The sequence below is a fragment of the Paenibacillus tritici genome (assembly GCF_013204885.1).
Lineage (GTDB): Bacteria > Bacillota > Bacilli > Paenibacillales > Paenibacillaceae > Paenibacillus_AQ > Paenibacillus_AQ tritici.
The window spans coordinates 1-21,278 of record NZ_JABMKX010000015.1 but is presented as its reverse complement, the minus strand read 5'-3'; the positions used below and the strand labels follow the sequence as shown (position 1 = coordinate 21,278).

The window sequence follows — 21,278 nt, the reverse complement described above, 5'->3', positions numbered from 1 at the left end:
GGTAACCTGGTTATCAATATAAAGCCTAAGCAACTATTTTCTTAAGGGGGAAATACAGGTCATGATGAACAAGAAAAAGAAACTTACAGTTACGCTTGCAACGATGCTGACACTGGGGACGGTCCTCAGTGCCTGCGGTGGCGGCAATAATAACGGGAATACAGGTGCGGAAGCTACGAAGGCTCCGGCATCATCGGAAGGAACCGCTACGGATTCCGGAGCTCCTGACACCTCCAAGGAAGTTAAGCTCAAAATGATTCTGGTCGGCGGACAGCCTGGCGATTACGACAAGGTATTCGGTGAACTAAATACTAAATTGAAAGAAAAAATCAATGCTACAGTGGAAACGGAATTCCTGGACTGGTCTGACTGGACACAGAAATATCCGCTGAAGTTCGCGGCTAATGAAGATTTCGACCTTGTGTACACTGCGAACTGGGCCTTCTATAATGATCAGGCACTCAAAGGCGGATTCCTGGAATTAACCGAGGATATGCTGACCAAGTATATGCCGCAAACCTGGGAAGCCATGCCGAAAGTGAACTGGGATCAAGCGAAAGTGGACGGCAAGCTATATATGGTTCCGAACAACAATGTTGAAGTAACCGACAAGGTAGTCCTGTACCGTGAGGATCTGCGCAAGAAGCACAATCTGCCTGAAATCAACAGTGCGGAATCGTACGCCACCTATCTGAAGGCTATTGCCAAAGATGAAAAAGGCATCACTGCCTTCGGTGCCAAGCCTGCAGACGGCTGGAAGTTCCATGAGCTGGATCAGACGCTGCTGGAGCAGAACAACAACTTTAACCTGGTAGATGCAAGCCTGCTGCCGCTGGCGTACAAGCTGGACGATGCTTCCGGCAAAATCTTCAATATCTACGACACACCGGAATTCACTTCCCTGCTGCAATACTACAAAGATCTGGCCGATAATGGAGCATGGTCCAAAAACGTAGTCAGCAACAAAAATGATGTATGGCAGGATGTCAAAGCAGGCAAGGTGTCCTCTTATGCCCACAACCTGGGAACGGTAGCGGCTAACCTGGCCGAAATGCGCCGTGACAAACCGGATGTGGAGCTGGGGATTGCCGACCTTACACCGGACAAAAAGAAAATTGCCGCGATCTCAACCCAGAACGGAATGTCCATCCATGCAAGCTCGAAGAATCCTGAGCGTGCGCTGATGCTGATTGACCTGCTGCAAAATGACAAGGAAATTCATGACTTGACGATGTATGGTATCGCCGGAAGCAACTATAATCCGGAAGGCGACAAGAAGTTCACAGCAGGTCCTGCTGCCGCGAACTACACAGGCTTCTCCAACTGGGGCTGGAACTCCCCGCTGAACCGTCAGGATGCAGCTTATCCTAAGGAAGCGGATGACATGTTCAATAGCTGGCAGTCCAGCATCTATCACTTCCCGCTGGAGACCTTCGTCTTCGACTCCACACCCGTGAAGAACGAAGTAGCGAATATCGGTAACGTGATGCTGCGTTATGCCATTCCGCTGGAATACGGATTGATTGATGATCTGGCCAAAGGTCAGGCAGACCTGATCAAGCAGCTGAAATCGGCCGGTCTTGATAAGGTGCAGACTGAAATGCAGAAACAAATTGACGCCTTCCTGGCTGCTCAGAAATAATAGCTGAATAAGAGAGAAGCTTATGTAACGGCTTCCGGGCTGCCCCAAAGCATAGCTTTGGGGCAGTTTGTATGAAATTAACTGCGAAGGAGCAACTTCCATGAAATACACGATTCAGGCTAAGGTAGCCCCCAAGAATATCTATCCGTCAACGCTGCGTCTGGGCGGAACCAGTCCCCAGGGGGATGAGATCAGCTTCACCAATTATTATATGGAGCTGAACGGCAAGCCTTATTTCGCCATCTGCGGCGAATTCCATTATTCCCGTTATCCTGAAGCGGATTGGCAGAGCGAGATCCGCAAGATGAAGCTGTCCGGGATTAATGTGATTGCTACTTATATTTTCTGGAACCATCATGAAGAGCTGGAAGGGGAATTTGAATGGGCGGGCAACCGGAATCTGCGGCGGTTTGTGGAGCTATGCCGGGATAACGGCCTCTATGTCATTCTGCGTGTCGGCCCGTTCTGCCACGGCGAGGTCCGCAACGGCGGGCTGCCGGACTGGCTGTTCGGACGGGAATTCGATGTCCGCTCGAATGATGAGGGTTATCTGAGCTATGTGAACCGGCTGTTCCGGGAGATCGGGAAGGAGGCTCGCGGCCTGATGTTCAAGGATGGCGGCCCGGTCATCGGCATTCAGCTGGAGAATGAACTCAATGCTGCAGCCGCATTGTGGGAAGAGACAGCCAAGCAGGGCGACGAGTATCTCAGCGGAGGAGCGAGCGGCGAGGCAGGCTCGGAGCATATGCGCCTGCTTAAGCAGTATGCGGTGGATTCAGGCCTGATTGCCCCGATCTATACCAGCACCGGTTGGGGCGAAGCGCCGTTCCTGGAGGATGAGGTGCTTCCGCTGTATGGCGGGTATGCTTATACCCCGTGGAGCATCAGTGATCCGAACCAGGTCCAGAAGCCGACTCCGGAATATGTATTCGTGAACTTCCATGATGATGAGGCGCCGGGCGGCGAATTCAACCCGCCGTATGTGCGGACGAAATATCCGTTCGCCTGCTGTGAGATGGGCGGGGGGATGCAGACCTGGTATCTGTCCCGGTTCCAGGTGGAGCCGGAAAGTGTAATCGCTATGACCTTAATGAAGCTTGCCGGAGGCTGCAACTTCATCGGGTACTATATGTTCCATGGCGGAACGAATCCCGTAGGCAGAACCGGATACCTGAACGAGAGCACCACACCGAAGCTGACGTATGACTTCCAGGCGCCAATCGGAGAGTTCGGCCAGATCCGCGAATCCAATCATCTGCTTCGTCCGCTGCATTATTTCCTCCGCCGGTTCGCAGACCGGCTTGCGCCTATGGTGACTGTACTTCCCGAAGGGGCAGAAGCGATCACACCGGAAGATGCACATACGCTGCGTTATGCGGTCCGTACAGATGGCAAGTCCGGATTCCTGTTCGTCAATAATTATCAGGATCATGTCGATATGGATACCCATGAAGAGGTTGTATTTGCCGTAGAGCTTGGAGAGGAGCGTCTCAGCTTCCCGCAGCGGAGTTCACTGACGATCCAGGCCAAGGCTTCCTTCCTGCTTCCGTTCAACTTCGCGCTGGATGGCTTGAATCTTAAGTATGCTACAGCCCAGCCGGTAACGGCTGTGGAAACGGATGAAGCGGCTACCTATTTCTTCTCCATGCCCGAAGGCGTAGACGGTGAGTTCCATATTGATGCGGAAGCCGGCATTCTGGAGGTGGCTGCCGATGGAGGAGACGTTGCAGAGGTTGGCGGCTACAATGTGCTGATTCCGCACGACAAGTCGTCCATGATTGTCATCCGGCGGGACGGCGCCAGAGAAGTCCGTATCTATGCGATGAGCGCCAAGGAAGCGTCAACCTTATGGGAGCTTGAAGAGGGCGGACAGAACCGGGTGATGTTCTCGCCGGTGCCTCCGGCTCAGACCCCGGACGGGATTGAATTCATCGGCTCAGGGCAGAATGAATTCACGTTCCGTGAATATCCGGGCGGAGCTGATGCAGCGCAGTGGAATACTGTACAGGCGGACGCTACGGTCAGCGGACGGAGCGAAGGCTGGTTCCAGGCTTATGATGTGGAGGTTCCGCTGAAGAGCATCGAGTTTACAACACGGCGGGTCCATGACCATAAGGTGATACTCCAGCTGCCCGAGGATGTATTGGAAGGCGCGGAAGAAGTACTGCTGAGTATTGATTATACAGGGAATGTGGGGTATGCCTTTGCCGCGGGCCAACTGTTCCACGACCATTTCTACAATGGGCTGCCTTGGGAAATCGGGCTGTCCCGGTTCCGTGATGTGCTGCGCCGGGGCGAGATTGTGCTGGAGACCACGCCGCGCCGCACAGGTGCGGTATCTGTCGCCGCTGATGCAGCGATGGCGGTGGAGAAGGTATTCGAGGGGGAAGCTATTGCTGTGTTCCACAGCGTTACTGCTGCGCCAGTCTACCGGATCGGGCTTAGACGGCAGAAATGAAAAAGTGAAGGAATGCTACTGACATACCGTTGTCAGTAGCGGGGTTGTACAATTAAGACATAACCAGCCACATATTCTAAGGAGGACATTATGTCAGTAATTGGACCCGACTTTATTTCACTTCAAGTGAGCAATCTTGAAGGCTCTGCTGAATTCTATCAGAACTATCTTGGGCTTGTCCGCTCACAGGCGGGCCCCCCTCATGCTGTGGTCTTTGAGACCAAGCCTATTGCCTTTGCTCTTCGTGACCTGATTCCGGGAACAGAACTCGGTTCAGGTACTCAGCCTGGACTGGGTGTCGCGCTGTGGCTTCATGCCCCGGATACGCAAGCAATCCATGACAAGCTTGTTGCAGCAGGCGTACAGATTACATCCGCACCCATAGATGGACCCTTCGGGCGAACCTTCACCTTTGCCGACCCGGACGGTTACCAGATTACCCTTCATAGTAAAGGTTGATATCCCAAAAGCCATGAAATGGCTGAGCAGGATCAGCGTGAGCACTTGGATGGACGCTGCGTGAACGGACCGTTGTTCCAATCGCTGTTGTCCCCCGATTTTATTGATTCCCCTTAGCGGTGAAAATCCGGGGACAAAGGCGACCGCTGACGCTTTTACACAATCGTTCCGTCCTCTCCGCTGTTTGAGCGGGAAAAGGTTCTTCAAATCTTTCTAAAATCACAAAAAGAAACCATCCTTTGGTAAATGGAGTTACCACACCACCATTTCAAAGGAGAGGTTTCTTTTGTGCATTCAATAGTCCATGGACCCACTTTGCTTGCCAATGGACCTGGAAGAAGTCATTCCGGAAAATCACCTCGATCGCGCTCGTGAATGCCGCTGTCAATCGGCTAGCCGACGCCATTTTTGACGCTGCTTATCACGGCGGCGGCCGCGATAGCTACCACCCTAAAATGCTCACCAAAGTCATGATCTACGTTTACACTCAGCGAAACTATTCGTCTCGGCAAATCGATAAGGCCGTACGAGAGATCATCCCTTTCATGTGGCTGGCCGGACGACAGCGACCCGACTTCCGCACGCTGAACGCTTCTGTTCCAGCGGATTGGAGAAGGTGACGCATGATGATAACCTTTTATTGTGGATTAGGATTAGCAATCTAAAGGCCTGAATTCAGGGAACGGAGGCTAAATGAACCAATGAGGAGCATTAGTGCACCTGAATTCAGTGGACAGAGGCTAAATGAGCCAATGAAGAGCATTAGTGCACCTGAATTCAGGGGACTGTGGCTAAGTGAGCCAATGAAGAGCATTAATACACCTGAATTTAGTGGACGGGAGCAAAATGAGCGAATGAAGAGCATTAATGCACCTGAATTGAGCGGACGCTACCTAAATGAGCTACTTTTTCCATTTAAACAGCGGAGCGCCCCCCAAGTGCATACATTGATCCTGCTCCAAAAGAAAGGGGCTGTCCCAAGCAGCCATTTCATGGCTTTTGGGACAGCCTCATTCTTGTTTCAACAAGCTCAGAATCAGCCCTTAACCGCCCCGGCGACTACGCCCTTGACGATGTATTTCTGCAGGAAGATGAAGACAACGATGGATGGAAGCACGGCCATTACCATGGCGGTCATGGCATACTGCCAGTCCGAGGTATACTGGCCGACGAAGGTGTAAGCAGCCAGCGTCAGTGTCTTCGTATCCGGCGAGCCGTTCACCATCAGCAGCGGGAGCAGGAAGTCATTCCAGATCCACATTACATCAATGATAACAATGGTGGTGGTGACCGATTTCAGCAGCGGGAAGATGACGCTGAAGAACAAGCGGAAGCCGGAAGCGCCGTCGATTGTCGCGCTTTCATCAATTTCCGTCGGAATTCCCTTCACGAAGCCGTGGTAGATGAATACGGCCAGCGGAGCGCCGAAGCCCCAGTACAAGAGGCCTAGTCCCCAAGTGCTCTCGGACAGATTCAGGTTCTTGGCTGTCTGCAGCACGGTAAGCATGATCGACTGGAACGGGATCAGCATCGGCATAATACACAGGAAGTACAGGACGCCGCTCCATCTGGTTTTGGTCCGTGCCAGCTTATAGGCGGCAATGGAGGAGATGAACACGATACCGAGCAGGCCGACGCCGGTGATAATGAAGTTATTCAGGAACAGCCGCGGATAGTTGATGAACTCCCAGACATAGGAGTAGTTGCTGAAGGTGAGCTGCTTCGGCAGGGCGATGACGTCGGTCATGACCTCGCCGAAGCTTTTTAACGAGTTAATGATCGTCAGGAACAGCGGATAAAGGAACAGCAGAGACAAGAGGACCAGGACAACTTCCAGGATGATCTTGCCCGCCTTGTTATGGTTTGTTTTCATTAGGCCTCTACCTCTCTCCGTTTGAAGACTGTCAGCTGGATGATTGTTACGACTAGTACTGCCAGGAACAGGATCAGCGCTTTGGCTGTACCATAACCGTACAGGTTGTTCTGGAAGGTATCCCGGTAGATATCATAAGCGATACTGTAAGTGGTTCCGCCGGGACCGCCGCCCGTCAGCGACAGAATGACATCGAACACCTTGATCGAGTTAGTCAGCGCCATGAAGACGGAGATCGTGATCGACGGAGCAAGCAGCGGCAGCGTAATGCTGAAGAATTTTCTCATCGGTCCGGCCCCGTCTACCGTAGCGGCTTCCTTGAGATCTTCAGGCACCGACTGCAGACCGGCAATGTATATGACCAGATAGAACCCGATGGACTGCCAGATGGATACGCCCAGGATGGAGATGAAGGCCAGTCCCGGTGTCCCAAGCCAACTTAAGTCGAAGATGGCCCAGCCGGTGCTCTCGCCCAGCGAGTTGAAGCCCTGCATGAAGATGAATTTCCAGATGAAGCCGACAATGACAAGACTGAGGATATAAGGGATGAAGAAGGCCGCTCTCAGCCAGGAGGTACTCTTCAGCTTCATGTCCAGCAGGACCGCCAGTAGTATCGCCAGCACGTTGACGATCACAATGTACAGGATTGCATATTTAATCGTGAACCAGGCGGCATCAGAGAAGTTGGTATCGCCTGAGAAGATCTGCTTGAAGTTATCCAGGCCGACGAATTTGGGATGCTTGGAAATCCCGTTCCACTTGGTCATTGAATAGCGGATGGTCATGGCAAAGGGAATATAGAAGGCTACAGCGATACAGATTAGAACCGGGAGTGTGAAGATTCCGAATTCGAATTTCTCGCGCCATTCTTTTCCGAGTCTTTTTAACATGGATGCACCTCTTCTTGAGTTATAGGGTGGGAGTATTGTGCCTGGCTTGCCACACTTAACCATTCCGGTTAGTCTATATTGTGTATTATAGAGCAGACCCCTATACTCAAAAATGGATTTAAGAGTACAGTTAAGGGTAAAAAGGTGAACGGACTGCGGAGGCAAAAAAGACGCCTGAAACGGGCGCCAGGGAGGACGGAGGACATCATGAAAAAAGGTTGGTATACGCTGATAGAGCCTTTGCTGGAGCGGATTTCCCGTCGTCTGGTCAACAAGCTGATTCTGTTGTTTACGGCTATCATCATCCTGGTGGTCAGTTCACTTACATACATTTCTTATAGAATGCTCCAGCGGGAATCGGTGAATAACAGCATTGCAAGTACGGGGAATAACCTGCTGCTGGTTGGCCGTAATCTGGAGAGTTACCTGAATGGGATCGAGCAGTTGTCCCTGCCCCAGATCTCCTATGATGAGTTCAATTATGCCCTTCTGCATGAATCGGAGGACTATAGCTCCCGGATGTATGTGGAGGATTACCTGAGGAATCTCTACTTCTCCCGCAATGATCTGGAGGCGGTATACCTGTATGTGATCAAGGAGCAGAAGTATTATTATGTCACCAAGGAGAATTATAATATTACCGTCCGGGTGTCCGAACATCCGCCCATCGGGAACCTGCCCTGGTACAAGCGGGCGCTGGAGAGTCCGTATAACCGTTCATATCAGTCTTTTGCAGAGGCAAGTCCCGTTCTGGAGAATAGTGCAGATTATCCCGTTAACAAAGACAAGGTCTTCATGGGCTATCACCGGCTGATACGCTCCATCGTCTCCCGGGAGCCGCAGGCGGTGTTATCGCTGTACCTGAATTCCTCGGTGACGGATGAGATAATGCGGGACATCCCGTTCAGCACCGGAGAGCATCTGATGTATATCAGCCCGGATAATGAACCGTTCATGGTGGATGACAAGGAATTCTACCGGGAGAGCCGGGAAGCGGGGCTGAGTGATCTGTTGACACCGGCACAGAAGGGGCGTGTAACATGGTCCGACAAGGAGCAGAAGTACCTGGTGATCTACGACATCAGCCAAAAGGAAGGCTGGAAGCTCGTCAAGCCGATTCCCTACTCCAAAATCTATGAAGCAGCGACAACAACGCGTACGTTAAGTGTAGCGATTGGCCTGCTGTTCCTGATCGTATCTGTGGTGCTGGTCAGCTTCACCTCCAACCGGATTACCCATCCGCTGAAGAACCTGTCGCTGCAGATGAAACGGTTCAGTACCGGGAGCTTCGACGCCCAGGCCACCGTTGAGGGCAAGGATGAGATCGCTTACCTGTCACGCCATTTCAACAAGATGGTCGAGAATACGAATGAACTGATCAATGAACGCTACAAAATGAAAATCACTGAAAAAAATGCCGTCCTCAAAGCACTGGAGGCTGAAATTAATCCCCATTTCCTGTACAATGCGCTGCAGGCGATCTCTACCAAGGCGCTGAAGAACAACAATGATGATATTGTCGAGATGGTGGACAACCTGGCCCTAACCTTACGGTACTGTATTAGCGGCAGGGATGTCGTCCAGGCCAGGGAGGAGCTGCGGCATATCGAGCGGTATCTGGCGCTGCAGAAGGCGCGGTTCGGAAGCCGGATGCAGGTGGTGTATGCCTGGGAATACAGTCTGATGGAGCTGAGGATACCCAAGCTGTCGATCCAGACGCTGGTCGAGAACTGCATCAAGCACGCGCTGGAGAAGGTATCGAGCACGGTTACGATCCGCATTGAGGCGCATGTCACCGAGACACACAGCATTATTTCGGTGCTGGATGACGGGCCGGGCATCAGCGCAGAGCGGCTGGAGCAGGTCATGAGCTCTCTTCAGATCCAGTGGGAGGACCGCGGTTCGGATACAGAGGAAGAGAGCGGTCATGAGAGTATCGGCCTGAAGAATCTGAATACCCGGCTGAAGCTTTTATATGGAGAAGAGGCGGGCCTGGTGATTCATAGCACGGAACAGGGAACACAAATGGATATGCGGCTGCCGCGGGGAGGAGTGGGACAACATGTATAGAGTGCTGATTATTGACGATGAGGAGCCGCTGCGCGAAGCGATCCATATCCTGGGGGACTGGGAGGGAATAGGTGTCAGCGAGGTTCTGGAGGCGACAGACGGGAAGGCGGGCCTTGCCATGCTGCGCCGGGAGAGATTCGATCTGGTGCTGGTGGATATGAAAATGCCCGAGCTAAGCGGGGCCGAGCTGCTGCAGATAGCCGAGCAGGAATTCCCGGATCTGCTGCTGATTGTGATCAGCGGCTACAATGACTTCGAGTATACGCGCCAGGCGATCCGCTCCAAGGTGGTGGATTACCTGCTCAAGCCGGTGAACCGTACAGACCTCAACCAGGCCTTGCGTAAGGCCGTCGGGGTGCTGGATGCCAAGCGGAAGCGGGAGAGTGAGTTCATCAACCGTAATATAACGCTTAACATGTCGTTGCCCAAGCTGAAGGAGAAAATGTATGTGTCGATTATTGAGCGGAGCTTCAAAACCCAGTCCAATGAGGCCTTTCTGCCGCTGATTGGTGCTGACGGAGCGGCCAGCCACTTCGCTTGCGGCATTCTGCGAATGCTTAATCTGGAGAAGGTACGTAAGGAAAGATTCCATGGAGACCGGGATTTGCTGCATTTTGCCGTGACCAATGTAATGAATGAGAACAGCGACGGGCAGTTCGAGTCGTTCAGCTTCGCCAGTCCCAAAGGAGAGCGGGAGTTCATTGCGATCTTCACGATGAAAGGCGGATACGAAGAGGATGCAGCCTTCCTGTCGCTGCACCATATGAAGAGAGCGGCGTCTACCCTGAAGGAGTTGTTCGGCATCATCTGTGCAGGCGGCATAGGGGAGCCTTGCAGCGATTCGCTTAGCCTTGCCGGGTCTTATGAGCAGGCCAAGGAGGCCCTGGACAGTATGGATCTGCTCAGCTTAAAGGGCAGTCTGATCCGGCAGGGCGGGTCTGCTAAGCCGGTATCCCGGGATAATCCCTCGCTGACCGGACGGATGCCGCAGATCCGCAGCGCACTGGAGAGCGGGAACGTTAACCATGCACGGAGTATTCTGAGCGAATTCATCCGGAAATGCCAGGAGGCAGAGGTGTTCACGCTCGGGGAGGCGGACAGAACCCTGCAGGGGTTCGTGCTTGTATTGAATGAGATTGCCGCCTCGCTGGATGCGGTGCCGCCGCAGATCCGCAGCGGGAAGGATGGCGGTCTACATTCCTCTGGAATCAGCAGTGACTTTGCCTCCTTTGAGCAGTTCGGGGGCGTGCTTAACGGAATCTTTGACCTTTATTCAGGCCAGATCAGCCGGACGATGTCCGCAGACCGCGGCAGTGTGCTGGAAAATATTAAAGCATACATTGATAACCATTATTTTGAGGATATTAAGATATCGAAGTTCACGGAACAATATTTCCTGAGCAGAGAATACTTGATGAAGCTGTTCAAGGGACAATATGGATACGGCATTCACGAGTATGTGCAGAAGGTAAGAATGGACAAAGCCAAAGCGCTGCTGTCCGATCCGGCCCTCAAAATTCAGGATATCTCCGAGATGCTGGGGTATAAGGACAAGAACTATTTCAGCAAGGCGTTCCGCAATTACTATGATTGCTCACCTTCTGAATTCCGGCTGCAGCGGCCAGGGGTAGAAAAGTGAAACGGTTACATGAACACACTTTTTTACCCTCATCAGTTCACTTATGTACATTCTTATCCTTTTTCTTTTTATTTAGAATGATGAGCAAGACCACAAGATGCATAAGGAAAAAGGGGGCAACATCATGTTAAAACGATTCATGGCACTATCTGCGAGTCTGCTGCTCGTAGGCGGATTGCTGGCCGGTTGCGGCGGAAATAACACCAATAATGCCGCTAACAACACGGGTGGAACAAATGGAGCAGGCAATACGCCTACTGATTCTTCCAAGCCGGTCACCATTAATATGTTCACCGCATCTCCTGAATACACTGAGGCCTTCAATGCTTATATTGCCGAATACAAGAAAGTAAAACCTAATGTAACGATCAATCTGGAAATTATGCAGGCTGACTACAATACGGTGCTGAAATCCAAAATTGCTGCAGGCAGCACACCGGATGTGTTCCAGACCACTGCGGGCGGCGATATCGACACGTTTGCCGAATACAGTGCAGACTTGACCAATGAACCGCTGGCTGCAGCGATGACAGATGCGGTCCGTTCCAACATGAGCTCTACGGATGGCAAGGTACTCGGACTGCCGGTCAAAGGCAATCTGTTCGTCCTGATGTACAACAAGAAGCTGCTGGCAGACGCCGGAATTACTGAGGTTCCCAAGACTACTGCTGAAATGGATGACGTCATCACCAAGCTCGAAGCGAAAGGCATCACGCCCTTCGCCAACGCTTATAAAGAGTGGTGGGTATGGAAGCATATCTTCCAGCACTTCGTTGACGCTGCGGCAACAGATGCAGGCACCGATGCCAAGACGCTTGTAGCTGACTTCATCGCCGGCAAGACGACCTTCAAGGATCATCCGGTATTAAGCGACAACTTCTTCAACTTCATTGATACGACGGTTAAGCACGGTACGGACAAGCCGCTGGAACGCGACAGCAATGCTGAAGTCAGTGACTTTGCCCTTGGCAAAACAGCCTTCATGACCGGTAAGGGCGCATGGGATGAAGAAGCGATCAAGAAAATCACCCCTGACTTCGATCTCGGCATCGCCGGCTATCCGGTCAGCGACAAAGCAGAGCAGTCCCAGATTATCACCGGTGCTGACCAGGCGCTGCGCATTAACAAGGATTCTGCTGTAGCCGCTGAGACGATTGAATTCTTCAACTGGCTGTACACGTCCGAGTATGGCAAGAGCTGGTTCTCCTCAGTAGCCAAGGTTATTCCTCCAATCAAGGATGCACCGATGCCTGACCTGCAAATGCCTAAGGAAATGGAAGAAATCCTCAAAACCGAGAAATCCGGCGACCTGTCGGTGAACTACTCGCTGGATACGTTCCACCAGAAATTCGGTGAATTGATGCAGGCTTATATCGGCGGCAGCAAGACCAAGGATCAAGCAATTGACGAAATTCAGAAGGCCTGGATTCAATTCGGGTCCGCACAATAAGAGTTATTAGTCCCGGGACGGCCTCCTTTATTACTGAGGGGGCCTTCTTTCTATGTAACATCGAATTTTGGAGCGAGCGGTGTTCAAGTGGCTGGACGTAACTCCGGGAGCTTTGGATTTCCGGCCGCTGTTGTCTCCAGATTTCCTGAATTATACCGCTTGCAGCGGTTGAAATCCGGAGACAAAGGCGGGCGCTATCGCTCCTCCAATTCCAAACCTCCCTCCGTTACTTCGCCACTTATGCGGCTGCACAAAAATTCAGGGATTACGAATATAAGAGAAGACCTTATATTCAGGATGGGCAGGGAAACAAGAAAACCAAAGAGATCAGAGAGATAAGAGATAAGAGATAAGAGATAAGAGATTAAAGATTAAAGATAACTACCTTTGTAAGGAGGCAAATTAGACATGGACAGCAAGCTCATAGAAATAAGCGAGAACGGGCTTTATCTTACCATAGAAATTACAGAGGAGCAGGATGTACGGCTGCTGCATTTCGGCGCAGCACCGCTGGAACCGGGGAGTATTGATGAGGAACGTAAGGTGGGCTTCCGGCTGCTGGAATTGCAATTATCGGGCGAAGACCGGGCGGAATATCACGGGCGTACGCACCGTGCCTCGTATCCGGGATTGCGCATGGTGTATGACGGACATAGGGATACCGTTAATCCGCTGGGACGGAAGCTTGAGATCACGCTGACTGATCCGGTCACGGGCGTGAAGGCGGTCCAGCACTATCAGTTCTATACAGGTGTGCAGATTGTACGTTCCTGGACCGTACTGCGCAATGACGGGGCTAACGAAGCTGCGGTAGAGTACCTGTCTTCCTTCGCCCTTACCGGGGTAGATAAAGAGGGCAGCAGAGACCGAAATGACAAAATCAAAGTGAGTATTGCTCACAGCGGGTGGCAGAGTGAGCTGCAATGGAAGAGCTACAGCCTGCCTGAGCTGGGCATGTCTCACCTGGCTGACCGCGGGTCTAAGCGCATTGCCGCCAGCAATACCGGCTCCTGGTCGGCGGCTGAGCTGCTGCCGATGGCAGTGCTGGAGAACACAGAGAGCGGGACAAGCCTGTTCTGGCAGATTGAGCATAACGGCTCCTGGCACTGGGAGCTGACGGATCAGGTTGACCAGCTCACGCTGCTGGTCAGCGGACCTACAGAGCATGACAACCATTGGTGGCTGAAGCTGGCCCCGGGCGAAGAATTCACCTCTGTGCCGGTAGCCGCAGGCGCTGTGCAGGGCGGCTTCCAGGGAGCGGCAGAGCAGCTAACAGCGTACCGGCGGATCATCCGCAGACCGAATGAGGATAATGAGCTGCTGCGGATTATTTTTAACGACTACATGAACTGCCTGTGGGGGAGCCCGACGACAGAGAAGCTGCTGCCGCTGATTGATGCCGCTGCCGATGTCGGCTGTGAATACTTCTGCATCGACGCCGGCTGGTATGCTCCCGGTGAGTGGTGGGACGGTGTCGGCGAGTGGGAGCCGTCCATCGAGCGGTTCCCGGAAGGTATCAAGTTCGTGCTGAATTATATCCGCGGCAAAGGGATGATACCGGGTCTGTGGCTGGAGCTGGAGGTTATGGGGATCAACAGTCCGAAGCTTGCGGAAACGGATGACAGCTGGTTCTTCATGCGTCACGGCAAGCGGGTGAAGGACCGCAGCCGCTATCAGCTCGATTACCGCAGCCCGGCAGTGATCAGACATGCAGACAGCGTAATTGCCCGGCTGGTAGAGGACTATGGGGTCGGGTATATCAAGATGGACTATAACATCAATGCGGGGATTGGCACAGAGACGGATGCTGACAGCTTCGGGGACGGCCTCTTACAGCATAACCGCGCCTATCTGGCATGGCTGGATAGCATCTTCGCCCGTTATCCGCAGCTCGTCATCGAGAACTGCTCCAGCGGCGGAATGCGGATGGACTACGCCATGCTCAGCCGCTACAGTATCCAATCCACCAGTGATCAGGAGGATTATGTGAAGTATGCAGCCATTGCCGCAGGCTCACCGGCGGCGCTGACTCCGGAGCAATCGGCGGTCTGGTCGTATCCGCTGCGCGAAGGGGATGATGAAGAGGTCATCTTCAATATGGTCAATGCGCTGCTGCTCCGCGTCCACCAGAGCGGCCATCTGGCCGAGCTTACACCGGGGCGCAGGCTGCTTGTGAAGGAGGCGCTGGAGTATTACAAATCCATCCGCGCCCATATCCCGCAGGCCTTCGCCTTCTGGCCGCTGGGCCTGCCGGACAACGGGGCAGAGTTTGTCAGCTTGGGTCTGCATCATGGAGATATCCGCTATATTGCGGTATGGCGGATTGCCGGGGAGACAGCTGGCATCAAGCTGCCTATTCCTGAGCTGCGGGGAGACAACGCAGAAGCCCGTTGTGCTTATCCTAAGGAACACGGGGCGGAGTGGAGCTGGGACGCTGCGGAGGGCAGCCTGAGCGTCTCTCTGCCGCCGGGCAAGACCGCGAGACTCTTCGAGCTTCGTTCTTAGAACAACCACGATAATCCGGGTACACCAAGATGAGAACACGAGGCAAACTTAGATTGTCCTGAATCACTACAGGGGTATTCCAGAGCGGGTCAAGGCTGCTGGAATACCCCTATTAGATTGAGCTTGAAAATATACAGCCAGGGAAAAGTGGCGGAGGCAGTTCAAGCCTTAAGAAAGCTTATACATTTCCACAGCAAACGCCGGGTGTAATAGAAGGACAAGGCCAGGAGAAGCGCCAGGCATAAGCTGAAGGGCAGACTAAGATAGGTCGGTACGGAATAATAAGGGGTCAGCTGCATTCCTATAGCCGTAACGCCGAAAGTCCGCAGCAACCCTCCTATTGGAGCAATCGCCGCACATACGGCGCTGCCAGCGAGCCAGGCGCTCAGGATGGGCAGCACAAACAGGAGGATCGCCCCTTTTGCCAGAACATTCAGCAGAGAAGACATCACCTTAGAGAATGGCTTCATATCTAATCCCTCCCTTCCGGGTCGTTGATCCGAGTAATTTTGCCTACCTGTGATTTGGGGTGAAGGGTCAGTGTTCCGCTATAACGGATTTCCTGAATGACGCATCCGGAGCCTATGGTAACGTTCACTCCGCTTACGTTATCCGCTGAGGTTCTGTACAGACTTAGATCAGCGCCTTCAATGGTTTCGCATTGTAACCTCCGAAGAGGGTTAAGCGGAATTTGGATCAGCCGGGAAGAAGGAGAGACAATAATTGCGCCCTCAGACATCAGGTGTCTGACCTTGCATAAGGTGCCCAGCTTGATGCTGATGCGTGTCTTGCAGGATAAGCGGTCTATCCGCACACAGCCATCTGCCAGGAACTCCTCTGCGGCAGCGACCCGGGTCACAGACAAATATCCGTCAGAGACTACCTTCACTGCCTGAAGGTCGTGAACGCGCAGACTTCCAAGGCTGGTGATCTCTTGCGCGTTGCAAGTCAAGCCGATAGAGCATTCCCCCTTAAGCTTCAGCCGTGAGGTTATCAGCTCCCCGCTGACATGCAGATGGCCCAGCACCTCCACCATGGAGGCGTCCAGATTTCCCCGGCAGATCCGGGAACCGTAGATTTTGAGCGGTTCCGTGTTTCCCGCAGGAGGATTCAGTACAGGCATAGTCGAATACACCGCCGTTTCATATATAGTTAAGTAACTATAATATATATTAACTGTAATATATAATCAATATAGTATTATGCTCAAGAAGAAAATGGGTTCGGGCGAAGCCTGTGAATACCTACATCTGCACAAATATCTGCACAAAAAACTGCATTTCCTGAGGAAATGCAGTCTATATAAGAAGCACTAAAGAAAAAAACAAAAAGCAAAAGAAGCGGAGGGGAAATTTGGAACTGGAGGAGCGGTAGCGACCGCCTGAAAGCTTTCCGTAGGAAAGCTCGCATCGTAAGCAGCAGCAGTCCCCGGATTTCCACCGCGAAGAGCGGTATTAATCAAGAAATCTGGTGACAACAGCGGCCGGAAGTCCAAATGTTCACTGCAGTGACGATAAAGCTTCAAGTTCAAAACTTAAGTGTGTCTTATATTGGCAGAATGTTAAACCCACGGAATTACTGGACGATCCCGCCCATCAGATCATCAATCATTTGCAAGGTCATTGAAATTTTGCCCAGGTCTGCCACCTCAAAGGTGTCGAACAACGAAAGATTATGCTGTTTGCCTTGTTCGGTAAGAACAATATTCACGACTCTGCGGTCTTCCTTGGTGCGTATTCTCTCGATATACTCCAGATCCTCCAGCTTATCGCACATGAAGGAAGCGGCTCCTGGGGTAATCACGAGTCTCTCTGCAATGTCCGTAATATTAAGGGAGCCGGTGAGCTGCAGCTGAAACATCAGCATAATCTGATTCTGGGACAGCGCCCCTCTCTTCGTGATCAGTTCTACGAAAGCCTGTGACTTCTGCTGCACGCTGGCCATATGATCCATGACCTTATAGATGGCTTGTTCTTTCTCTGCTTCTCTGCTCATGGAAACACTCCAATATAGTATGGTAAGTAAAATATATAGATGATATAACTTTTTTGTCAAGTGAAGGAAGGATATAGTTCTAAAGGATCAGCCGTTTGGAAAAATAGTTATAAAAGAATAAAATGGATATAAAAGTGTTTCAGTTATAGTTTTGTCGAAAAAACTCTAAACTTTGTCGAATTATTTGTCGATAAATATCAAAAGATGTAGAAATAAAATTGACAGGAAAGAAATAGCACTTTACAATGCAATTATAGAGTAATCATTTCTACTATTTAGAAGCTTTGATAGCTTTTAACACCGAATGATGATCCAAGTGTTATTTCAAGGGAGGATGCATAATGATGAAAGCAACAGGTATTGTGAGAAAAGTAGATGAACTGGGACGTATTGTGATTCCGATTGAACTGCGCAGAACAATGGGAATTGACATAAAGGATCCGCTCGAAATTTTTGTGGACGGCGAAAAGATCATTCTCAGAAAATATGAACCTACCTGCATTTTCTCCGGAAGTGCCGAGAACCTGATCAACTTCAAAGGTAAAATGGTCAGTAAAGATGTTCTCGATGAACTGATCTCAAGCTTCGACAACATCTAAGTTAATGTTCTGAAGCTGGATGCAGTATGAATAGAAGGGACCGTAGCGCAGGCACTTTAACAGTGTCTGCACTCCGGTCCCTTCTATATATGTGTTGCAATATATGTTGCAAAACAAAGACGGCAGTTAGACAATACATACTGCTTTCCTTTATCATGTTACATGCAGAACAATTTGGAAGGGATGGGTCACCTCATGAGCAACGAAGAACAGACACAGGCAGGGAACAAACCGCTGCCGCAATTAAACCAGCCGGAAGCTATCGTATTTGATATGGATGGAACGCTATTCCAGACGGAGAGCCTGCTATTGCCAGCCTATCATAGAATGTTTGATATCCTGCGGGAGGAGGGGCTGCATTCCGGGCCGACTCCGCCGGAGGAGCGTATACTCGGCAGCCTTGGCATGCTGCTGGCGGATATCTGGAAGAACGTAATGCCGGAAGCGGATGAAGCTGTTCACCGCCGGGCGGATGAGCTGCTGCTGCAGCTGGAGATCGAAGGACTGGAAGCCGGGGGAACGGTGCTATACCCTAAGGTAGTCGAAACACTGCGTGCCTTGCACGCGCGTGGAGTGAAGCTGTTCGTAGCGAGCAACGGGCTGGAGGACTATATCCACAGCATCGTGGTCGTGCATGAGCTGAAGGAGCTGTTCGAGGGTCTCTACAGTGCAGGCGGACAAGGGACGGCAACGAAGACTGAGCTGCTCGGGCTTTTGCTGGACAATCATAAGATCAGCAGCGCCTGGATGGTAGGGGACCGTTCCTCGGATGTGCAGGCAGGCAAGGGCAACGGACAGACGGTCATCGGCTGCGCCTATGCCGGATTCGGGCGGCAGGATGAGCTGAAGGGCTCTGACGTTATTATCTCTTCCTTCGATGAGCTGATTGGGCTATACGACAACAGCGCAGCACCTGTCCTGTAATCCGGCAGAACCGAAGTGAGTATTCACTATTTGTAAAAAATCTTATATTTTAAGAAAAACCGGGTGTTCTTTCCGCCGTATCTTGGCGTTAAGGGCATCCGGTTTGATGTCTGAAGGAGAAGGTACGGATACATCTCGAAATTTCATACCTTTTCTCGAATGGGGAGCATTTCTTTGCGGCTGCCCAGATTTTATACTGTTACTGTAAGCGTTTCACAAAAGATAAGCCCTTGGGAGCTTGACGGAGCGGTTGCGGTGGCCGGATGCTGTATTTGGAGGGGATGGGGTTGCACAAGCTGTTTCTGGTGGAAGATGAAGCTCTGATCCGTGCGGGCCTTAAGCATTTGATTGAGAAGGTGATCGGCGGCTATCAGGTGGTAGGGGAAGCAGAGAATGGACGGCTTGCGCTGGAGGCGCTCAAGAGTGTGAAGCCCGATGTTCTGATCACGGATATACGGATGAATGAAATGAACGGTCTGGAGCTGATCAAGCGGATTCGTGACCAGTATCCCGACATGTACATCCTGATTCTGAGCGGGTATGCCGACTTCGAATATGCGAAGCAGGCGATCAAATACGGCATCAGCGATTATCTGCTGAAGCCGGTTGACCGCACGGAGCTGGCCCAGGCACTGGGAGATTTCAAACGCAGGCACGGAACGCAGAGTGATCCGGAGGCTCAGCCGGGTGAGGGCGAATCAGACCAGAAGGGCAGGCAGCTGATCCGCAAGGTGAAGGAGCTGGTCGCACTGCGGCTGGATCAGGAAATTTCACTGCAATATATGGCAGAACAGGTGCATCTGAATCACCAGTACCTGTCGGTGCTGTTCAAGTCGGAGACCGGACAGAACTTCACGGATTATGTCTCACAGTGCCGGATGAACCGGGCCAAGCAGCTGCTGAAGGAGAGTAATCTCAAAATCTATGAGGTGGCCAAATTGTCAGGCTATTTAAGCTCCAAACATTTCATGGCGGTATTCAAGGACTATACCGGCAAGACTCCTTCCCAGTTCAGGGAACAGCCGGATTGTAATCGCTAACATTAAGCAGGAGGGGAACCAGGATGAGGAAATATGAGGTTATTGTAGCGGGAGGCGGAGTATCCGGCTCCATCGCTGCTATCGCGGCAGCAAGAGCAGGTGCCAGAACATTGATCATCGAGGCAGGAGGCTTCCTCGGCGGAACCCTGACGGCTGCGGGGGTCGGGCCGATGATGACTTTTCATGCCGGGAACAAGCAGGCGATTCAAGGGATTACCGATGAGCTGATTCAGCGGTTACAGGCGCTGGGCAAATCGCCGGGACATATCCCGGATGCGACGAACTACACCTATTCGGTGACACCGTTCGATGCCGAAGCGATGAAATACGAGCTGGATCTGATGCTGCAGGAGAGCGGAGGCGAGGTGCTGTACCATACGATGCTTGCCGGGGCGAAGGTATCGGGCAGACGGATTGAGTCGCTGACCTTATGCAATAAAGCGGGGCTTAGCGAAATCTCGGCGGATGTGTTCATTGATGCAACCGGAGACGGTGATCTCTCCGCATGGTCCGGGGTTCCCTTCACCAAAGGGCGCGAATCCGATGAACAGTCGCAGCCGATGACCCTGAAGATGAAGATGAGGGGAGTGGACACGGAGAAGATCAAGACGTATATCCGGGAGCATCGTGAGGACTTTCCGCGAATGAACCAGGATATCAGCGTAATGGACTCGGCGGCAAGATTATCGGTTGCCGGCTTCGACCGGCAGTTCCGTGAAGCGAAGGCGCGCGGCGAGATCAGTATTCCGAGAGAGGATGTGCTGTTCTTCGAGACCAGTAATCCCGGCGAGATTATTATGAACACGACGCGGATTCTGGGCAAGGACAGCACGGACCCGTGGAGTCTCAGCGAGGCCGAGGTTGAAGGACGCAAGCAGTGCCGGGAGCTGGAGATTTTTCTGAAAAAGGTTATTCCCGGCTTTGAAGATTCTGTAGTCGTCTCCACCGGTCCGTCCATCGGCGTCCGCGGCTCCCGCCAGATCAAGGGTGTGTATACATTGACCGCGCAGGATATTCTGTCGGTGAAGCCCTTCGACGATGTGATCGCCCATTCCGGCTACCCGATTGATATCCACAGCCCGGACGGCGAGGGAACCGCAACGGATCATCTGGAATGGGGAGCGATGTACAGCATCCCTTACCGCTGCCTGATCACCAGCGAGATCGACAACCTGATTGTCGTCGGAAGATGCCTCTCGGCCACCTTTGAAGCCCAGGCGGCTGTGCGGACAACGCCAACGGTAGGCGCTCTCGGTCAGGCGGGCGGCACAGCGGCGGCATTGGCGGTGCAAGCAGGAATTCCAGTGCAGCAGGTGGACTATAAGAGACTGCAGGAGACGCTTGTGGCCCACGGCGCTTATTTGGAAGTGTAACGGGCGGAGCATTGTGTTCAAAAATAATGTCATGTACAGCTTGAACTGTTAATCTTTCGGATTAGCATGCCGTGCTCCTTGCTTGAGCCGCAGGCTGGCTGTGATGAGACCCGCGCCTAAGCTCTAACTGTGTATTGTGCAACTAAAGCGAGCGGTTATTGCGCTGCGAAGGTTTTAATTGCATTTGATACAGTTAAAATCCCCCATATTCCGCAAAAGGGGACTTACCGTTCTTTCTAATTGTACAGAATAGAGCGACCGAGCCTAGGTTGAGTAACTTAGCAGGTGGAATCCCTGCTTGGAAAGGCGAAAGCCACGCCACCAATAGCGAGTCTTGGAGCAGCAGGGGTAACCCTACCGT

16 protein-coding genes and 1 pseudogene are annotated in these 21,278 nt (G+C 52.1%); 12 read left to right on the top strand and 5 right to left on the bottom strand.

Annotated elements, in window-relative coordinates; all coding sequences use genetic code 11:
- The first annotated feature begins 61 nt into the window (after window positions 1-61).
- The 4 genes and pseudogenes from HQN87_RS24135 to HQN87_RS33250 form a co-directional block, all read left to right on the top strand.
- Entirely contained in the window at window positions 62-1,642 is a 1,581-nt protein-coding gene (locus HQN87_RS24135; protein WP_173138529.1) for an extracellular solute-binding protein, read from the top strand.
- 100 nt (window positions 1,643-1,742) lie between these two features.
- Entirely contained in the window at window positions 1,743-4,100 is a 2,358-nt protein-coding gene (locus HQN87_RS24130; protein WP_173138520.1) for a beta-galactosidase, read from the top strand.
- A 90-nt stretch (window positions 4,101-4,190) separates the two neighbouring features.
- Entirely contained in the window at window positions 4,191-4,559 is a 369-nt protein-coding gene (locus tag HQN87_RS24125; RefSeq protein WP_173138518.1) for a VOC family protein, read from the top strand.
- A 304-nt stretch (window positions 4,560-4,863) separates the two neighbouring features.
- A pseudogene (locus tag HQN87_RS33250) lies at window positions 4,864-5,149 on the top strand (transposase); the annotation flags it as partial.
- A gap of 446 nt (window positions 5,150-5,595) precedes the next feature.
- Here the strand turns inward: HQN87_RS33250 and HQN87_RS24115 are convergent.
- Together HQN87_RS24115 and HQN87_RS24110 are read right to left on the bottom strand one after the other, a co-directional pair.
- Window positions 5,596-6,432 carry a carbohydrate ABC transporter permease gene (locus tag HQN87_RS24115; protein WP_173138516.1) on the bottom strand — a complete coding sequence of 279 codons (837 nt, stop codon included), beginning with the start codon at window positions 6,430-6,432 and terminating at the stop codon, window positions 5,596-5,598.
- Window positions 6,432-7,322: a carbohydrate ABC transporter permease gene (locus HQN87_RS24110; protein ID WP_173138514.1), complete on the bottom strand. Its 891-nt coding sequence runs from the start codon at window positions 7,320-7,322 to the stop codon at window positions 6,432-6,434. Before HQN87_RS24110 ends, HQN87_RS24115 begins: the two co-directional genes overlap by 1 nt.
- Before the next feature lie 207 nt (window positions 7,323-7,529).
- On the opposite strand from HQN87_RS24110, the gene HQN87_RS24105 reads away from it, so the two are divergent.
- The 4 genes from HQN87_RS24105 (at window position 7,530) to HQN87_RS24090 (ending at window position 14,986) form a co-directional block, all read left to right on the top strand.
- Window positions 7,530-9,392: a sensor histidine kinase gene (locus HQN87_RS24105; RefSeq protein WP_173138512.1), complete on the top strand. Its 1,863-nt coding sequence runs from the start codon at window positions 7,530-7,532 to the stop codon at window positions 9,390-9,392.
- Window positions 9,385-11,031, top strand: coding sequence for a response regulator transcription factor (locus tag HQN87_RS24100; protein ID WP_173138510.1), 1,647 nt, complete (start codon window positions 9,385-9,387; stop codon window positions 11,029-11,031). The genes HQN87_RS24105 and HQN87_RS24100 overlap by 8 nt, the downstream gene beginning before the upstream one ends.
- A gap of 124 nt (window positions 11,032-11,155) precedes the next feature.
- Window positions 11,156-12,481, top strand: a complete 1,326-nt coding sequence (locus HQN87_RS24095; RefSeq protein WP_173138509.1) for an ABC transporter substrate-binding protein — start codon at window positions 11,156-11,158, stop codon at window positions 12,479-12,481.
- Window positions 12,482-12,889: 408 nt separating this feature from the next.
- Window positions 12,890-14,986, top strand: coding sequence for a glycoside hydrolase family 36 protein (locus HQN87_RS24090; RefSeq protein WP_173138507.1), 2,097 nt, complete (start codon window positions 12,890-12,892; stop codon window positions 14,984-14,986).
- A gap of 161 nt (window positions 14,987-15,147) precedes the next feature.
- Here the strand turns inward: HQN87_RS24090 and HQN87_RS24085 are convergent, their stop codons facing one another.
- From HQN87_RS24085 to HQN87_RS24075, 3 genes are all read right to left on the bottom strand, one after another.
- The gene (locus tag HQN87_RS24085) at window positions 15,148-15,456 is read right to left on the bottom strand and encodes a hypothetical protein (RefSeq protein WP_173138505.1); all 309 of its coding nucleotides are present in this window, start codon (window positions 15,454-15,456) and stop codon (window positions 15,148-15,150) included.
- Window positions 15,457-15,458: 2 nt separating this feature from the next.
- Entirely contained in the window at window positions 15,459-16,109 is a 651-nt protein-coding gene (locus HQN87_RS24080) for a hypothetical protein (RefSeq protein ID WP_173138504.1), read from the bottom strand.
- Window positions 16,110-16,561: 452 nt separating this feature from the next.
- The gene (locus HQN87_RS24075) at window positions 16,562-16,981 is read right to left on the bottom strand and encodes a MarR family winged helix-turn-helix transcriptional regulator (protein WP_173138502.1); all 420 of its coding nucleotides are present in this window, start codon (window positions 16,979-16,981) and stop codon (window positions 16,562-16,564) included.
- Window positions 16,982-17,322: 341 nt separating this feature from the next.
- Between HQN87_RS24075 and HQN87_RS24070 the strand changes: the two genes are divergently transcribed.
- The 4 genes from HQN87_RS24070 to HQN87_RS24055 all read left to right on the top strand — a co-directional run bounded on the left by HQN87_RS24070 (window position 17,323) and on the right by HQN87_RS24055 (window position 20,917).
- Window positions 17,323-17,580: an AbrB/MazE/SpoVT family DNA-binding domain-containing protein gene (locus tag HQN87_RS24070; protein ID WP_173138500.1), complete on the top strand. Its 258-nt coding sequence runs from the start codon at window positions 17,323-17,325 to the stop codon at window positions 17,578-17,580.
- Window positions 17,581-17,775: 195 nt separating this feature from the next.
- The gene (locus HQN87_RS24065) at window positions 17,776-18,504 is read left to right on the top strand and encodes an HAD family hydrolase (RefSeq protein ID WP_173138498.1); all 729 of its coding nucleotides are present in this window, start codon (window positions 17,776-17,778) and stop codon (window positions 18,502-18,504) included.
- Between the two features lie 287 nt (window positions 18,505-18,791).
- The gene (locus HQN87_RS24060) at window positions 18,792-19,544 is read left to right on the top strand and encodes a response regulator transcription factor (RefSeq protein ID WP_173138496.1); all 753 of its coding nucleotides are present in this window, start codon (window positions 18,792-18,794) and stop codon (window positions 19,542-19,544) included.
- Between the two features lie 23 nt (window positions 19,545-19,567).
- Window positions 19,568-20,917, top strand: coding sequence for an FAD-dependent oxidoreductase (locus HQN87_RS24055; RefSeq protein ID WP_173138494.1), 1,350 nt, complete (start codon window positions 19,568-19,570; stop codon window positions 20,915-20,917).
- Window positions 20,918-21,278: the final 361 nt, after the last annotated feature.

Coding starts and splice junctions, on each gene's coding strand:
- HQN87_RS24135 (WP_173138529.1), top strand. CDS start 62: ATGATGAACAAGAAAAAGAAACTTACAGTTACGCTTGCAACGATGCTG.
- HQN87_RS24130 (WP_173138520.1), top strand. CDS start 1,743: ATGAAATACACGATTCAGGCTAAGGTAGCCCCCAAGAATATCTATCCG.
- HQN87_RS24125 (WP_173138518.1), top strand. CDS start 4,191: ATGTCAGTAATTGGACCCGACTTTATTTCACTTCAAGTGAGCAATCTT.
- HQN87_RS24115 (WP_173138516.1), bottom strand. CDS start 6,432: ATGAAAACAAACCATAACAAGGCGGGCAAGATCATCCTGGAAGTTGTC.
- HQN87_RS24110 (WP_173138514.1), bottom strand. CDS start 7,322: ATGTTAAAAAGACTCGGAAAAGAATGGCGCGAGAAATTCGAATTCGGA.
- HQN87_RS24105 (WP_173138512.1), top strand. CDS start 7,530: ATGAAAAAAGGTTGGTATACGCTGATAGAGCCTTTGCTGGAGCGGATT.
- HQN87_RS24100 (WP_173138510.1), top strand. CDS start 9,385: ATGTATAGAGTGCTGATTATTGACGATGAGGAGCCGCTGCGCGAAGCG.
- HQN87_RS24095 (WP_173138509.1), top strand. CDS start 11,156: ATGTTAAAACGATTCATGGCACTATCTGCGAGTCTGCTGCTCGTAGGC.
- HQN87_RS24090 (WP_173138507.1), top strand. CDS start 12,890: ATGGACAGCAAGCTCATAGAAATAAGCGAGAACGGGCTTTATCTTACC.
- HQN87_RS24085 (WP_173138505.1), bottom strand. CDS start 15,456: ATGAAGCCATTCTCTAAGGTGATGTCTTCTCTGCTGAATGTTCTGGCA.
- HQN87_RS24080 (WP_173138504.1), bottom strand. CDS start 16,109: ATGCCTGTACTGAATCCTCCTGCGGGAAACACGGAACCGCTCAAAATC.
- HQN87_RS24075 (WP_173138502.1), bottom strand. CDS start 16,981: ATGAGCAGAGAAGCAGAGAAAGAACAAGCCATCTATAAGGTCATGGAT.
- HQN87_RS24070 (WP_173138500.1), top strand. CDS start 17,323: ATGATGAAAGCAACAGGTATTGTGAGAAAAGTAGATGAACTGGGACGT.
- HQN87_RS24065 (WP_173138498.1), top strand. CDS start 17,776: ATGAGCAACGAAGAACAGACACAGGCAGGGAACAAACCGCTGCCGCAA.
- HQN87_RS24055 (WP_173138494.1), top strand. CDS start 19,568: ATGAGGAAATATGAGGTTATTGTAGCGGGAGGCGGAGTATCCGGCTCC.